This is a genomic window from Streptomyces sp. NPDC029164 (assembly GCF_055563995.1).
In genome coordinates this window covers 123,353-136,368 of the sequence record NZ_JBVHWW010000014.1, presented here as the reverse complement: position 1 = coordinate 136,368, position 13,016 = coordinate 123,353, and the positions used below count along the sequence as shown (strand labels likewise).

12 protein-coding genes and 1 pseudogene are annotated in these 13,016 nt (G+C 74.2%); 7 read left to right on the top strand and 6 right to left on the bottom strand.

Annotation, left to right across the window (positions count from 1 at the left end):
• Positions 1-82 precede the first annotated feature (82 nt).
• Both ACZ4VT_RS15955 and ACZ4VT_RS15950 read right to left on the bottom strand, forming a co-directional pair.
• Entirely contained in the window at positions 83-1,174 is a 1,092-nt protein-coding gene (locus ACZ4VT_RS15955) for an amidohydrolase family protein (protein ID WP_467950007.1), read from the bottom strand.
• Between the two features lie 27 nt (positions 1,175-1,201).
• Complete coding sequence (locus ACZ4VT_RS15950; protein ID WP_467950005.1) at positions 1,202-2,515, bottom strand: cytochrome P450 family protein; 1,314 nt, start codon at positions 2,513-2,515, stop codon at positions 1,202-1,204.
• A gap of 257 nt (positions 2,516-2,772) precedes the next feature.
• On the opposite strand from ACZ4VT_RS15950, the gene ACZ4VT_RS15945 reads away from it, so the two are divergent.
• From ACZ4VT_RS15945 to ACZ4VT_RS15935, 3 genes are all read left to right on the top strand, one after another.
• On the top strand, positions 2,773-3,354 hold the full coding sequence (locus ACZ4VT_RS15945; RefSeq protein WP_467950004.1) for a hypothetical protein: 582 nt from the start codon (positions 2,773-2,775) through the stop codon (positions 3,352-3,354).
• 68 nt (positions 3,355-3,422) lie between these two features.
• Positions 3,423-4,775: an alkaline phosphatase PhoX gene (locus ACZ4VT_RS15940; RefSeq protein WP_467950002.1), complete on the top strand. Its 1,353-nt coding sequence runs from the start codon at positions 3,423-3,425 to the stop codon at positions 4,773-4,775.
• Between the two features lie 88 nt (positions 4,776-4,863).
• A complete protein-coding gene (locus ACZ4VT_RS15935) occupies positions 4,864-5,781 on the top strand; it encodes a polysaccharide deacetylase family protein (protein ID WP_467950000.1) in 918 nt (305 codons plus the stop codon).
• Between the two features lie 24 nt (positions 5,782-5,805).
• On the opposite strand, the gene ACZ4VT_RS15930 is transcribed toward ACZ4VT_RS15935, so the two are convergent.
• The 3 genes and pseudogenes from ACZ4VT_RS15930 to ACZ4VT_RS15920 all read right to left on the bottom strand — a co-directional run bounded on the left by ACZ4VT_RS15930 (position 5,806) and on the right by ACZ4VT_RS15920 (position 7,096).
• On the bottom strand, positions 5,806-6,024 hold the full coding sequence (locus tag ACZ4VT_RS15930; protein ID WP_467949999.1) for a hypothetical protein: 219 nt from the start codon (positions 6,022-6,024) through the stop codon (positions 5,806-5,808).
• A gap of 153 nt (positions 6,025-6,177) precedes the next feature.
• Positions 6,178-6,425 (bottom strand): annotated as a pseudogene (locus ACZ4VT_RS15925) (ATP-binding cassette domain-containing protein); the annotation flags it as partial.
• Positions 6,422-7,096: an AIM24 family protein gene (locus tag ACZ4VT_RS15920; RefSeq protein ID WP_467949997.1), complete on the bottom strand. Its 675-nt coding sequence runs from the start codon at positions 7,094-7,096 to the stop codon at positions 6,422-6,424. The pseudogene ACZ4VT_RS15925 and the gene ACZ4VT_RS15920, both read right to left, overlap by 4 nt.
• 71 nt (positions 7,097-7,167) lie before the next feature.
• On the opposite strand from ACZ4VT_RS15920, the gene ACZ4VT_RS15915 reads away from it, so the two are divergent.
• The 4 genes from ACZ4VT_RS15915 to ACZ4VT_RS15900 all read left to right on the top strand — a co-directional run bounded on the left by ACZ4VT_RS15915 (position 7,168) and on the right by ACZ4VT_RS15900 (position 12,187).
• Positions 7,168-7,920, top strand: coding sequence for a peptidyl-tRNA hydrolase (locus tag ACZ4VT_RS15915; RefSeq protein WP_467949996.1), 753 nt, complete (start codon positions 7,168-7,170; stop codon positions 7,918-7,920).
• Between the two features lie 133 nt (positions 7,921-8,053).
• Entirely contained in the window at positions 8,054-9,385 is a 1,332-nt protein-coding gene (locus ACZ4VT_RS15910) for an MbnB/TglH/ChrH family RiPP precursor modification enzyme (protein ID WP_467949995.1), read from the top strand.
• Positions 9,382-10,413, top strand: coding sequence for a TIGR04222 domain-containing membrane protein (locus ACZ4VT_RS15905; RefSeq protein WP_467949993.1), 1,032 nt, complete (start codon positions 9,382-9,384; stop codon positions 10,411-10,413). Before ACZ4VT_RS15910 ends, ACZ4VT_RS15905 begins: the two co-directional genes overlap by 4 nt.
• Before the next feature lie 103 nt (positions 10,414-10,516).
• Entirely contained in the window at positions 10,517-12,187 is a 1,671-nt protein-coding gene (locus ACZ4VT_RS15900; RefSeq protein WP_467949991.1) for an alpha/beta hydrolase, read from the top strand.
• A gap of 113 nt (positions 12,188-12,300) precedes the next feature.
• Here ACZ4VT_RS15900 and hemQ read toward each other — a convergent pair whose 3' ends face one another.
• Positions 12,301-13,014, bottom strand: coding sequence for a hydrogen peroxide-dependent heme synthase (gene hemQ / locus ACZ4VT_RS15895; protein WP_467949989.1), 714 nt, complete (start codon positions 13,012-13,014; stop codon positions 12,301-12,303).
• Between the last annotated feature and the right edge of the window lie 2 nt (positions 13,015-13,016).

Sequence of the window (13,016 nt, the reverse complement as noted above, 5' to 3'; positions counted from 1 at the left end):
ACACCCCCCCCCCCACCCCCCCCCCCCTCCCCCCCCCTCCCCCGGGGGCGCTCCCCCCCCCCCCCCCCCCCCCCCACCCCCGTCAGGCGTTCGCCAGCTGCGGGATCAGGCGCAGCGCGTTCCCGTGGTAGATGCCCTGCAGCTGCTCCGGCGTGAAGGCCGGGTCCGCTTCCAGAGCGGGCAGCGCCAGGTCCGTGACCGTGTCGGCGGGCGCGGCGGGCCAGTCCGTGCCGAACAGGACGTGATCGGCCGGCACGTGCTCCAGCAGGGTCGCCGCGGGCGCCATGGGGCCCGCCGTGTCGTAGTAGAAGCGGCTCAGGTGATCGCGGACGGCGGCGGGTTCCACGCTCGGTTCGCAGAACCGTCCGAGGGCCTGAAGCCGCGTGGCGATGTACGGGAGGAAGCCGCCGGCGTGCGGCAGGACGACGGAGATGTCCGGGAACCGGTCCAGCGTCCGCCTGCTGATCATGTTCACGGCGGCCCGCGTGGTGTCCAGCAGGAAATCGCACATGAAGTTCGGAATGCCGGGGACGCTCGACGCACCGGGCGGGCAGCCGGGCAGGTTGTGCGGGTGGGTGTCCACCACGGCGGAGAACTCGTTCAGCTCGTGGAACAGCCGGTCGTAGGCGGGATCCCCGAGGTAGACGCCCCCGTAGTTGGCCGTCACGTTCACCCCGACGGCGCCGAGCCGCCCGAGGCCGCGGCGCACGGCCCACGACGAGGCCTCCGGGTCGTCCAGGAACAGGGGCACGTAGTACGAGAACCTGCCCGGATGCGAGGTCGCCACCTCGATCATCGACTGCAGCGTGATGTTGACGGCCTCGCGCAGCTGCGCCGAGGACCGGTAGCGCGCCGGCAGCATCGGCTTGAGGACCGCGGTCGTGATGCCCGCCCCGTCCATGAACCGGATCGCGTCCTCGATGCCGAGCCGCGTCCACGGGGGCAGCTGCTCCTGCGTGATCAGCCCGTGGTGCACGGCCCACTCGCGCCATTGCGGCGCGCAGTAGTGGTGATGCATGTCGATCTTCGAATGGACCGCGCGCGCCGCGTCCGGGCCCGCTGCGGGGCCCCGCCCGACGCGGATGACCTCACTGGTGCCCACCGCGGCGATGCGCAGTTCGTCCGCCGGCGTGCCCAGGAGGCGCAGCGCGGGAGTACTCACGGAATCCGTCATGCCGATCCACCGCCCATCGGGTCTGGGTTACTTTCCGGAGGCCACGGAGGCCAGGGTCGGCTCGCCGGGGTCTGCGTCCGGGCGCGAGGGCTCCAGGACGATCCGGAGGTGTTCGAGGCCCCGGAACGCCGCCACCGGCCCCTTGAGCCACGCCCCCTTGGTCTCCTCCGCGTCCGCGAGCTCCATGTCCGGGAACTCCCGAAGCAGGCAGGCGAACGCGATCTCGAGTTCGAGCCGCGCCAGCGGCGCCCCCAGGCAGTAGTGGGTGCCGTGTCCGAAACCCAGGTGCGTCCCCTGGAGTCCTTCGCGCGTCACGTCCAGGTCGTCCGGGGAGTCGAACTTTGCGGGGTCCCGGTTGGCCGAGGAGATCGCGATCTGCACCAGGGAGCCCTCGGGGATCAGCGTGTCCCGGATCCGGGCGTCCTGCGCCGCGTACCGGAAGGTCGACGTCTCCACCGAACCCTCGAAGCGCAGCATCTCCTCGACCGCCCGCGGGATCAGCCGGGGGTCCTCGCGGAGCTTCGCCGCCTGGTCGGGGCGGAGCAGCAGGTTGAGGACGGAGTTCCCGATCTGGTACGCGGTGGTCTTGTGGCCGGCGAAGAACAGCACCCACAGGGACGCGACCAGCTCGGGGTCCTCCAGCCGTTCCTCCGCCTGGATGAGGTCGCTGAGGAAGGAGTCCGACGGGTGCTCGCGGGTGTCGGTGATGAGCCGCTCCAGCCGGTGCTGCAGTCGCTCCTCGGCCACCTTCAGCTCCGCCCGCTTGCGGGGATCGAACCGGGAGCGCGTCACCACGGCGAACTGCTCCAGGATCTCCGGGCGGTCCTCCTGCGGGATGCCCATCAGTTCGCACAGGACCGCGATGGGCAGCGGGAACGCGAACGCGGCCATCAGGTCGACCGTGCCGGCCTTCCGGCACTCGCCGAGGATGCCCTCGGCGATCTCGGTGATCCGCGGGCGCATCTCCTCCACCCGCCGGGGGGTGAAGGCGCTGCGCAGGATGCGGCGCAGCCGCGTGTGCCGGGGCGGGTCCGAGAACAGCACGTTGTCGTCGAGCGCGTCGAAGAAGCTGCCGTACACGGCGTGGTAGGTGTCGATGGCGCCGCGCATGTTCTTGCTGAAGCGCGGGTCCGACAGTGCGTCGCGGGCGTCGTCGTGGCGCGTGATGAGGTACGTGTCGACCCCGTGCGGCGGAGTCAGCCGGCAGACCGGGGCCTGCTCGCGCAGGGCGGCGTACATCGGGTGGGGGCATTGCCGGTACTCGGGCGCGCCCCTGGACACGGCCGCGACGATGTCCCGCAGCTCTCCGCCGCCGTTCGGTGCCGCATCCTGCTGCGCCATGTTCCGCACCCTCCGTCGCACTCGCTCGCACTCGTCTTCTGCGGACACACCGGTTCCCCGTGCGGGTGCGTCGCGAAACGGCGCCGTTCCCGTTCGAGTGAGGCCCCCGGGCCCGGGCACGAGGTCGTCCGCGCACGGGGTCCGGCCGGCCCTCAGCCGATCGGCGGTCGGCCGTCCGGGGCCGCGTGTGTGGCGGGCGCCACCGCCCGGGGAAGGGGTAGGAGATCTCTCGCCAGCCCGTCGCAAGGAGCCCGCGCATGGCCCGCAGTCTCGCCCTGGCCCTCACCGCAGCCGCCTCGCTCGCCCTGGCGGCCGTCGCCGCCGCCCCCGCCTCGTCCAGCGTTTCGCCCCGTCCCGGCGCCGGCGCCGACGGTGGCGCCGGGCGGGCCGTGGCCGGCCGGGCCATCGTGTACAAGGCGACCGCCAAGTACCAGGTGCACGCCAACGGGGTGGCGGCCGGCTACAAGCCCGACAAGTACTGCGTCGTCGACAAGGCGGGGGGAACGGGCGCGCTCGGCTACCCGCACTTCAATCACGCGTACGACAACTCCCTCGACCCCGCGAAGCCCGCCGCGCTGTACTACGAGGACGACGGGCGCGGCGGCAAACGCCTCGTCGGAGTCCAGTGGCTGGTCTACGACCGCGACCAGAAGCTGACCACGGACGATGACCGCCCGACGCTGTTCGGCGTCCCCTTCAAGGGCCCCAAGCCCGGCAACTTCCCCGGCCAGCCGGTCCACTACGCCCTGCAGCTGTGGCTCTGGAAGGACAACCCCGGCGGCCTGTTCCAGACCTTCAACCCGGCGGTGACCTGTCTTCCGGGCACCGTCCGCCCCTGACACGGTCCCCGGCGCCACCCCCGGAGCCCTTCCTGAACACCGCTGCCGAACACCGCCCGGAGCCGCCGATGTCCGTCACCCGACGCAGCCTGCTCGCCGCCGGCGCGATCGCCTTCAGCGGGACGCTCGGCGCGCTGTTCGCCGGCGGCTCCCCCGCCGCCCTGGCCGCCCGCGCCGGGCGCGGGTACGGGCCGTTGCTCCCCGACCCGCGCGGGCTGCTCGACCTGCCCGCGGGGTTCGGCTACCGGGTGCTCTCGCGGGCGGGCGGTCCGCTGCGCTCCGGCGAGGGCACCGTCCCGGCCAACTGCGACGGCATGGCCGCCTTCGACGCCGGCGGCGGCCGCGTGCGGCTGGTCCGCAACCACGAGAACCGCACCACCGCAGCCCTGCGCGTCCCCGCGGTCCCGGGGCTGACCTACGACCCCGAGGCCCTCGGCGGCTGCACCGCCCTGGAGCTGGACGCGGCGGGGCGGGTCACCGGCGAGCGGGTCGCCCTCGCCGGCACCGCCGTCAACTGCGCGGGCGGCCGCACCCCCTGGAACACCTGGCTGAGCTGCGAGGAGACCGAGGACCGCGCGGGCACCTCCGGTTACGCCCGCGACCACGGCTACGTCTTCGAGGTGGACCCCGCCGACCCGCACCGCTCGGGCGCGGTCCCGCTCACCGCGATGGGCCGCTTCGCTCACGAGGCCGTCGCCGTGGACCCGTACCGCGGGGTCGTCTACGAGACCGAGGACGCCTTCGTCAAGCCGTTCGGGCTGTTCTACCGCTTCCTGCCCGCGCGGCCGCTCGGGGGGCTCGGCTCGCTGCGGGCGGGAGGCGCCCTGGAGGCCCTGCGCGTACCGGGGATCGCGGACCTCGCGGTGGTGGACGAGCCCGGGGCGGAGTTCCCGGTGGAGTGGGTGCCCGTACCGGATCCGTCGGCGGCCTCGACCCCGGTCCGGCTCCAGGACTTCGGGCCGGGCGGGATCACCCACGCGCAGAAGCTGGAGGGCTGCTACTGGGGCGGCGACGGCGTCCACTTCGTGTCCAGCTTCGCCCGCACGGGCGAGGGTGCCGCCGACGACCACCACGGGCAGGTGTGGTTCTACGATCCGCGCCGGGCCCGGCTGCGGCTGGACGTGCTCTTCGGGCCGGCCGCCGACATCGCGCTGCCCGGGGACTCCCCCGACAACATCTGCCTGGCCCCGGACGGCGGCCTGATGGTGTGCGAGGACGGCGGCGGCGCCCAGTACGTCTTCGGCGTGACGGCGGGCGGCGAGGTCTATCCGGTGGCCCGCAACGCCCAGGACATCGGGCAGCCGGGAGCCCCGGAGTGGGGGGAGTTCGCCGGGGTCGCCTTCTCCCCCGACGGGCGGACGATGTACGTCAACGCGTACACCCCGGGCACCACCTTCGCCGTGACGGGCCCCTGGCACTGACCCTTGATTCGTATGACTGTATGACTCCACACCCGCGTGACCGCCTGTCGGGCAGCTCGTTTGTCGGATAGTCATATAGTTTGCGTACGTGACCATTTCCGTACGAAAAGTAGCCGCCGCGGCTGTCACGGCGGTGCTGGGTGCCGCCCTCGCCGGCTGCGGGGGCGGCGCCGCGCCGGACGCCGGACGCGACGCCCGCCTGGGCACTCCCGCCGCCTCGGCCCCCGGCACGCCCACCGCGTCCTCCCCGAACAGCGCGCCCCCCAGCCCGCAGGCCGGTGCCCCGCAGGCCGGTGCGCCCGCCAAGGCCCCGACCCTGGCCCCCGGCCCGAACGGCCTGACCCCGGTCTTCGAGCGGGCGACGCAGCGGACGGACAAGACCGTGGCGCTGACCTTCGACGCCGACATGACCTCCGACCAGGGGCCGCGCGCCGCGGACGGCGAACACTTCGACAACCCGCAGCTGATCTCGACCCTGCGCACGCTCAAGGTGCCCTCGACGATCTTCATGACGGGCCGCTGGGCCGAGGAGTACCCGGACCAGGCGAAGTCCATCGGCACCGACCCGAACTTCGAGATCGCCAACCACTCGTACAGCCACCACGCCTTCAAGTCCCCCTGCTACGGGCTGCCGGCGCTCGACGGCGCCGCCGCCCGCGCCGACGTGGACCGGGCCTTCGCCGCCTTCCGTCAGGCGGGGGCCGTCAACACCGTCCCGTACTTCCGCTTCCCCGGCGGCTGCTACGACGACCAGGCGCTGCGGGCCCTGTCCACGGCCAAGGTCACGGCCGTCCAGTGGGACGTGGTCAGCGGGGACGCCTTCGCGAAGGACCCCGACGCGGTGGCCGAACAGGTGCTCACCGGGGTGAAGCCCGGCTCGGTGGTCGTCATGCACTGCACGCGCAGCGCCGCCCCCGTCACCGAGGAGGCCATCCGCAAGATCGTCCCGGAGCTGCGCAAGCGCGGCTACCGCTTCGTGAAGGTCTCCGAGCTCATCGGGAAGTGACCGGGCCGGGGACGGCCGGGCCCCTCATCCGGAACAGGCGGTGCGCTGCGCGTCCTGCCACTCGCACACCGGGCAGAGCACCACGCCCGGCGTGGCGACCCCGTACTCGGTGGGCTTGCCGCACTCCAGGCAGTCCGCGTACGGCGGCCCGTCCACCCGCCCCACCGGGGCGGCGGGGGCGGGGCAGTACGACGCGGTCGGCTCACTCGGCGTGGTCGGCGCGGTCTCGTCCGGCTGGTCCATGTCCACGAGCGTACCCACCCCCGCCGCGCGCTGATATGACAGGCCGCCGCGCCCGCGACCCGCGAGGGCCGTGAGCGGCAGCGGTACGGCGCCAGAGCGCGCCCGAGCACGCCCCCGCGACCAGGGCGGACAGCGCACCGTGGGCCGGGGAGGACGCGGCCGTGAGCGGCAGCGCCGCCGGGAAGCGCTCGGGGACGCAGGCGGTGCGGCGCGGGCGGCCGTCGACCCGCCCCTCGGTCGGGGTGTCGATCCCGGCGACGAGCCGCAGCAGGGTGGACTTGCCGCCGCCGTTGCCGCCCTCGGTCCGGACCAGCGTGCCGGGCGGCAGTTCCAGCGAGACCCCGCGCAGCACCCAGGGCCGGCGCCCTCCGTAACGCCCGGCCCACACCCATGAGGTTCAGTGCGCGGCCGCCGTCTCGGTGACCTCGCTCGGACGGACGATGACGAAGCCCTCGCCGCGCAGCATCAGCTGGACGGCCTCGCCGGAGCCGCCGCGGATCATCGAGCCGACCGACTGGGAGCGGTGCAGGCCGGTCTCCAGCTGGGCGCTCCAGCCGACGACCGCGTCCGTGTCGACGTAGACCGGGGCCTGGGCGGTGACCGGGATGATGATCGGGTTGCCGTCGCAGATCACGGCGAGCTTGCCGGTGCCGGTGAAGACGCTGTTGAAGAGGCCGCCGCCGGTCATGCCGGCGCCCTTCACCATCTTGATCTCGTAGGACAGGGTCGGGTCGAAGCAGAGCACGTTGCGGCCGTTGACGGTGAGGGAGTCGCCCGGCTCGAAGTCGATGATGAAGCAGTTGCCCGCCTGGTGGGCGAACCAGGCCTCGCCCTGGCCCCGTACGGACATGAGCGCCAGGCCCTCGCCGGTCACGGCGCGCTTGAGCATGCCGCCTATGCCCTGGCCCTTGCGCTCGAACTGGAGGTTGCCGCGGAAGGCCACCATCGAGCCCTGACGGGCCAGCATTTCACCGTTGACGTTGTACTTGACGGACTTGGCGTTCTGCAGGCTCATGCCAGGGGTGACGGCGGCCTGGGCCAGGTTCTCGGACGCGAAAAGATCACTCTTCATGCCGCCGATCCTCACCCGCGGCGAGCACCCGGGGCATCCTCCTTGAGGTGGAGCCTGGCATCCTTGGCGGGATGAGCAGCCAGCACACGAACGACATCTCCGACGTGCCCGCGGTCGGCGCGGACAGCCCCTTCCGGCAGGAGCACGCCCTGCGCGACGAGGCCCCGCAGTTCGTCCTGCCGCTGGTGGTCCGGATCGAGAAGGCCGAGCCGCCGGCCCGGACCGACGCCCTGGAGACGGCGGCCCGCGCGGTGCTGGTCCTGCTCACCGACGAGCGGGCGCGGGGCGAGGGCGAGTGGGCCGAGGCGGTCCGCGACTGGCAGGACGCGCGGATCCGCAAGGTGGTCCGGCGCGCCCGCGGGGCGGAGTGGCGCAAGGCGCAGACCCTGCCCGGTGTCACGGTGCACGGTGACACCTCGGAGGTACGGGTCTTTCCGCCGGTGCCCCTGGACGGCTGGCCCAAGGAGCTCGCGAAGCTCCAGGTGTCGGGGACCGATCTGGACGATCCGGAGCCGGTGGCCGCGGTCGGGGACCCGGAGCTGCCGGTGCTGTGGCTCAACCCCGGCCTCGACATGTCGGCCGGCAAGGCGATGGCCCAGGCCGGGCACGCGGCGCAGCTGGCGTGGTGGGAGCTGACCGGTGCGGAGCGCGCCGCCTGGCGGGAGTCCGGCTTCCGGCTGGCCGTACGGACGGCGCCGCGCGAGCGGTGGGCGGAACTGGGCGGAAGCGGGCTGCCGGTGGTCCGCGACGCCGGGTTCACGGAGATCGCGCCGGGCAGTGCGACGGTGGTCGCCGACCATCCGGCGCTGCGCGCCCGGCTCTGACGGCGCCGGCCCGAGGACCCTGGGCGTCCGCGGGAACCTCAAATGTTGCTCTGAACGTCCCCTGCTGCGGTTGGCTCGACTCCGTCGGGGCCATGACATCGGCACACGATGCGTTGAGAGGGGGCGAGGGGACATGAAGCCCATGGCACACCTGGGGGTGGGCATCGGCTGGCGGCCGGAGATCGCGGACGCCGTCGAGCGGCTGCCCGGCCTCGACTGGGTCGAGGTGGTGGCCGAGAACATCTGCCCGGGCCACCTGCCCGAGGCACTGCTGCGGCTGCGCGAGCGCGGCACGAGCGTCGTGCCGCACGGGGTCTCGCTCGGCCTCGGCGGCGCCGACCGGCCGGACCCCGCGAAGCTGGCGGCGCTCGGCGAACGGGCGGTGGCGCTGGGGGCGCCGCTCGTCACCGAGCACATCGCCTTCGTACGAACCTCCTCGCCGGTGCTGGAGGCCGGGCACCTGCTGCCGGTGCCGCGCACGCGCGACGCGCTGGACGTGCTGTGCGAGAACGTACGGATCGCGCAGGACGCGCTGCCCGTACCGCTGGCCCTGGAGAACATCGCGGCGCTGCTCTCGTGGCCGGGCGAGGAGCTGACCGAGGGGCAGTTCCTCACGGAGCTGGTCGAGCGGACCGGTGTCCGGCTGCTCATCGACGTGGCCAACCTGCACACCAACCGGGTCAACCGGGGCGAGGACCCGGCCGCCGTCCTGGACGCGATCCCGCTGGAGGCGCTGGCGTACGTGCACGTGGCGGGCGGGGTCGAGCGGGGCGGCGTCTGGCACGACACGCACGCGCACCCGGTGCCGCCGGTGGTGCTCGACCTGCTGGCCGCGCTCCGCTCCCGGGTGGACCCGCCGGGCGTACTGCTGGAGCGGGACGACGACTTCCCGCCGGAGGCCGAGCTCGCGGGCGAACTGGAGGCGATCCGGGCGGTGGTGACGGCCGGCCCCGCGGCGGGCGTCCGGGCGGAGCCCGCGCCGGAGGCCGCGGCCGACCCGGAGGCCGCCGCCACGCCGGAGGCCGCCGCCACGCCCGGGTCCCCCGTCGCCACCGAGCCCGCCCGGACCCGGGTCGCGCTCGGGCAGGCCGCGCTGCTGTCGGCGCTGGTGGCCGGGACCCCCGTACCCGAGGGCTTCGACCGCGCGCGCATCCGCGTGCAGGGCCGGGCGCTGGCCGCCAAGCGGGCCGACGTGGTGGCCAAGGTGGCACCGGAGCTGCCCGGGCTCCTGGGCGGCCGCGGCCCGTACCGCGAGGCCTTCCTCGCGTACGCCAAGGGCCGCCCGATGACCGCCGGGTACCGGCGGGACGCGCTGGACTTCGCCGAACACCTGCTGGTCCGGGACCTGCCGGCCGATCCGGCCGCCCGGCGCCGGCTCACCGCCTGGTGGCGGGAACGGGCCGGGGTGCGGCCGCCCCGCCGGGTCGTCCGCTGGGCCCGCGCGCTCGCGGGGAGGGCGGCATGAACCTCCTCGCCCTGGCGATCTGGACCGCCGTCGCCGTCTCCTCCTTCCTGCTGCTGCGCGGCGCCCGCAGCGGCCGTCCCGCCTCGGCGGGACCCCCGGGCGGTCTCCACGACCTGTCCGAGGCCGCCTTCGTGGTGGGCGGGCCCGCCACCGTCGTGGACGCCGCGCTCGTCTCGATGCTCGGCGACGGCCGCCTCGTGGTCGGCGGCCCGGGCATCGTCCAGGCGCGTCCCGGGGCCCGGGCCGGCGACCCGGCCGAGCGCGCCGTGCTCCAGGCCCACGCGGGGGCTCCCTCGGGCTGGCTCTACCAGGTGCGCTACGCCGCCATGTGCGACCCGGCCGTCCAGGAGATCGGCGACGTACTGGCCGACCGCGGGCTGGTCCGCCCGCCCGGATCCGGGCGGACCCGGCGCCGCTGGGGGCTGGTCCAGACCGTCGTGTGCGCGCTGCTGATCCCGGTGTCGCTGGTGCTGACCTTCGTGGGGCTCGCCCTCGACAGCGGCGCCCAGGTGCCGTTCATCGTGAAGGTGCTGCCCGCGCTGGTGATCGGCATCGTCGTGGGCGTGATCGGCTCGGTCCGGGCCAGGAGCCGGGTCACCGGGGCGGGGCTGCGGGCACTGCGGGCGCTGCGTTCCGCGTACGTGAACGACCGGACCCCGCACGTGCAGACCGCCCTGTTCGGGCTGCGCGGCCTGCGGGACCCGTATCTGCGGCAGCAGCTGGTGCCCGCCGCCCGCGGCACGCGGCTGGCCGCCGCGCAGTCGGGCGCGCGCTCCCACCACACCCACGGCTCGTCGTCCGATTCCCCGGACATGCTGCTGCCGGTGGTCTGGTGCGCCGCGAGCGACGGCGGGAGCGGGGGTTCGGGCTGCGGGGCCTCGGGCGGCGGCTGCGGCGGCAGCGGTTCGGGCTGCGGCGGCTCCTCCGGTTCCAGTTGTTCGAGCAGCTCGGGCTCCAGTTGTTCGAGCAGCTCGGGTTCCAGCTGTTCCAGCAGTTCGAGTTCGAGCTGTTCCAGCAGCAGTTCCTGATACGCCGACGGGGGCCTTGGCGGGCGACACCCACCGGTGATCCTTTACATCGAACAAGGTCCGGCCTCTCATCACTTCATACGATGAGAGGCAGGCCCCCGTCATGCGGACGCGACTCGCGCGCCACGGAGCCGCCGTGGCGGCGCTCTCCCTCGCCCTGTGCACACCGGCCGCCGGCGCCGCACCGGTCCCGCCGGCCGCCGAGGCCGCCGGGACCGGCGAGGCCGCCGGGACCGGCGAGGCCGCCACCGCCGACGCCGAGTCGGCCGGAGCCGCGCTCGCCGCCCGCCGCGCCGCCACCGCCGGCCTCGACTTCCGCGCCTGCCCCGGCGTCGAGGGGCTCCCCGGCCCGGTCCGCTGCGCCGAGCTGCGCGTACCGCTCGACTACGCCCGCCCCGACGGCCCGCAGATCTCCCTCACCGTCAGCCGGGTCACCGCCACCCGGGCCCGCGGAGCCGTCCGCCAGGGCGCGCTCGTCCACAACCCCGGCGGCCCCGGAGCCTCCGGGATGCACTTCCCGCTCGTGGCCGAACTGCCCGGGTGGCAGCGGATCGCCGCCGCCTACGACCTCGTCGGCTACGCCCCGCGCGGTGTCGGCCGCTCCGCCCCGCTGTCCTGCCAGGACCCCGCCGCCCGGGCCGCGGGCCCCACGCAGGAGCCGGCCGACCCCTCCCCCGCGTACAAGAGGCAGCGCGTCGAAGCCGCCCGGGCCTACGCCCGCGGCTGTGCGCGGCGGGCCGGCGCGGCCCTGCCGTACTACTCGACCCCGGACAACGCCCGCGACCTGCACGTCCTGCGCGCCGCGCTCGGCGAGGACCGGCTGACCTTCATGGGCGCCTCGTACGGCACCTACCTCGGCGCCGTCTACGCCACCCTCCACCCGGGCCACGTCCGCCGGATGGTCCTGGACTCGGCGGTCGATCCCGACCCGCGCCGCGTCTGGTACCGCAACAACCTCGCCCAGGCGCGCGGCTTCGAGCGCCGCTGGTACGACTTCCGCGCCTGGGCCGCCCGGCACCACGGCACGTACCGCCTCGGCGCCACCCCGGCGGCCGTGCAGGCGAGTTACGCGCGGGTCCGGGACGCGGTGGCCCGTACCCCCGCCGGCGGGAGGGTCGGCACCGGCGAACTCCGGGCCGCCTACCTCCAGGCCGCGTACTACGACGACGTCTGGCCGGAGCGGGCTTCGGCCCTGGCGGCCTTCCTGCGCGGCGATCCGGCGCAACTGGCCGCCCAGGCCGCTCCGGACCCGGCCCGGGCGGCCGCGGCGGAGAACGCGACGGCCGTCTACACGGCGGTGCTGTGCAACGACGCCCCCTGGCCCGCGGACTGGAAGACCTGGGACCGCGACAACACCGAGCTGGCCCGCACGGCCCCCTTCGAGACCTGGGCCAACGCCTTCCTGAACCTGCCGTGCGCCTCCTGGCCGGTGGCCCGACGGCAGCGGCCGGTGGCGGTCGAGGGGCCGGTCCGGCTGCCGCGGACGCTGGTGGTCGCGGCGGAGCGGGACGGGGCGACCCCGTACCCGGGAGCGCTGGAGCTCCAGCGGCGGCTGGGCGCCGGGGCCGCGCTGGTGACGGAGGCGGGGGCCGGCTCGCACGGAGTGGCCGGCGGACGCAACGACTGCGTGGACCGTCACGTGGAGCGGTATCTGCTGACGGGCGCCACCCCGGGGTGGCGCGTCACGTGTGCGCCGCATCCGGAGCCCGCACCGGTGTCGCTGGACGACCGGGCAGCGGGCGCCCGCGGGGCGCTGCTGCCGCCAGTCGTCTGAACTTCCGGGCGGGATCTCCGGCTGCGTCGTTTCGGGGGCAGGGCCTCCCGATCCACCGGAGGAACTCACCTGACGGTGTGGTCGTCCTCCGGTCCTTCCCCCCAGGGGAGGTATCAGGCGAGCCCGGCCACCAGATCGGCGACGGACTTGCGGCGTCCGGTGTAGAAGGGCACCTCTTCCCGGACGTGCATGCGGGCCTCGGAGGCGCGCAGGTGACGCATGAGGTCGACGATGCGGTACAGCTCGTCCGCCTCGAAGGCCAGCATCCACTCGTAGTCGCCCAGCGAGAAGGAGGCGACGGTGTTGGCACGGACGTCAGGGTAGCCGCGGGCCATCTTGCCGTGGTCGGCGAGCATACGGCGGCGGTCCTCGTCCGGCAGCAGGTACCAGTCGTAACTGCGCACGAAGGGGTACACGCTGACGTAGTCGCGCGCGACCTCGTCGGCGAGGAAGGCCGGGATGTGCGACTTGTTGAACTCGGCCGGGCGGTGCAGGGCCATGTTCGACCACACCGGCTCCAGCGCGCGGCCCAGCTTGGTGCGGCGGAACAGGTTGTACGCGCTCTGCAGCTCGTCCGCGGTCTCCGCGTGCCACCAGATCATGATGTCGGCGTCGGCGCGCAGGCCGGAGACGTCATAGGTGCCGCGGACGGTGATGTCCTTGGCGGCCAGCTGGTCGAACAGCTCCTGGACCTCGTCGGCGAAACCGGCGCGGTCCTCCGGCAGGACGTCCTTCAGCTTGAAGACGGACCACAGGGTGTAGCGGATGACCTCGTTGAGGTCCTTCGCCTTCTTCCCCGCGTTGGGAATCTTCTCTGGTGCAGTCATGT

Bases quoted from the DNA above. Each gene is read 5' to 3' on its own strand.
- ACZ4VT_RS15955 (WP_467950007.1), bottom strand. From the start codon at position 1,174: ATGACGGATTCCGTGAGTACTCCCGCGCTGCGCCTCCTGGGCACGCCG.
- ACZ4VT_RS15950 (WP_467950005.1), bottom strand. From the start codon at position 2,515: ATGGCGCAGCAGGATGCGGCACCGAACGGCGGCGGAGAGCTGCGGGAC.
- ACZ4VT_RS15945 (WP_467950004.1), top strand. From the start codon at position 2,773: ATGGCCCGCAGTCTCGCCCTGGCCCTCACCGCAGCCGCCTCGCTCGCC.
- ACZ4VT_RS15940 (WP_467950002.1), top strand. From the start codon at position 3,423: ATGTCCGTCACCCGACGCAGCCTGCTCGCCGCCGGCGCGATCGCCTTC.
- ACZ4VT_RS15930 (WP_467949999.1), bottom strand. From the start codon at position 6,024: ATGGACCAGCCGGACGAGACCGCGCCGACCACGCCGAGTGAGCCGACC.
- ACZ4VT_RS15920 (WP_467949997.1), bottom strand. From the start codon at position 7,096: ATGAAGAGTGATCTTTTCGCGTCCGAGAACCTGGCCCAGGCCGCCGTC.
- ACZ4VT_RS15915 (WP_467949996.1), top strand. From the start codon at position 7,168: ATGAGCAGCCAGCACACGAACGACATCTCCGACGTGCCCGCGGTCGGC.
- ACZ4VT_RS15910 (WP_467949995.1), top strand. From the start codon at position 8,054: ATGAAGCCCATGGCACACCTGGGGGTGGGCATCGGCTGGCGGCCGGAG.
- ACZ4VT_RS15905 (WP_467949993.1), top strand. From the start codon at position 9,382: ATGAACCTCCTCGCCCTGGCGATCTGGACCGCCGTCGCCGTCTCCTCC.
- ACZ4VT_RS15900 (WP_467949991.1), top strand. From the start codon at position 10,517: ATGCGGACGCGACTCGCGCGCCACGGAGCCGCCGTGGCGGCGCTCTCC.
- hemQ (WP_467949989.1), bottom strand. From the start codon at position 13,014: ATGACTGCACCAGAGAAGATTCCCAACGCGGGGAAGAAGGCGAAGGAC.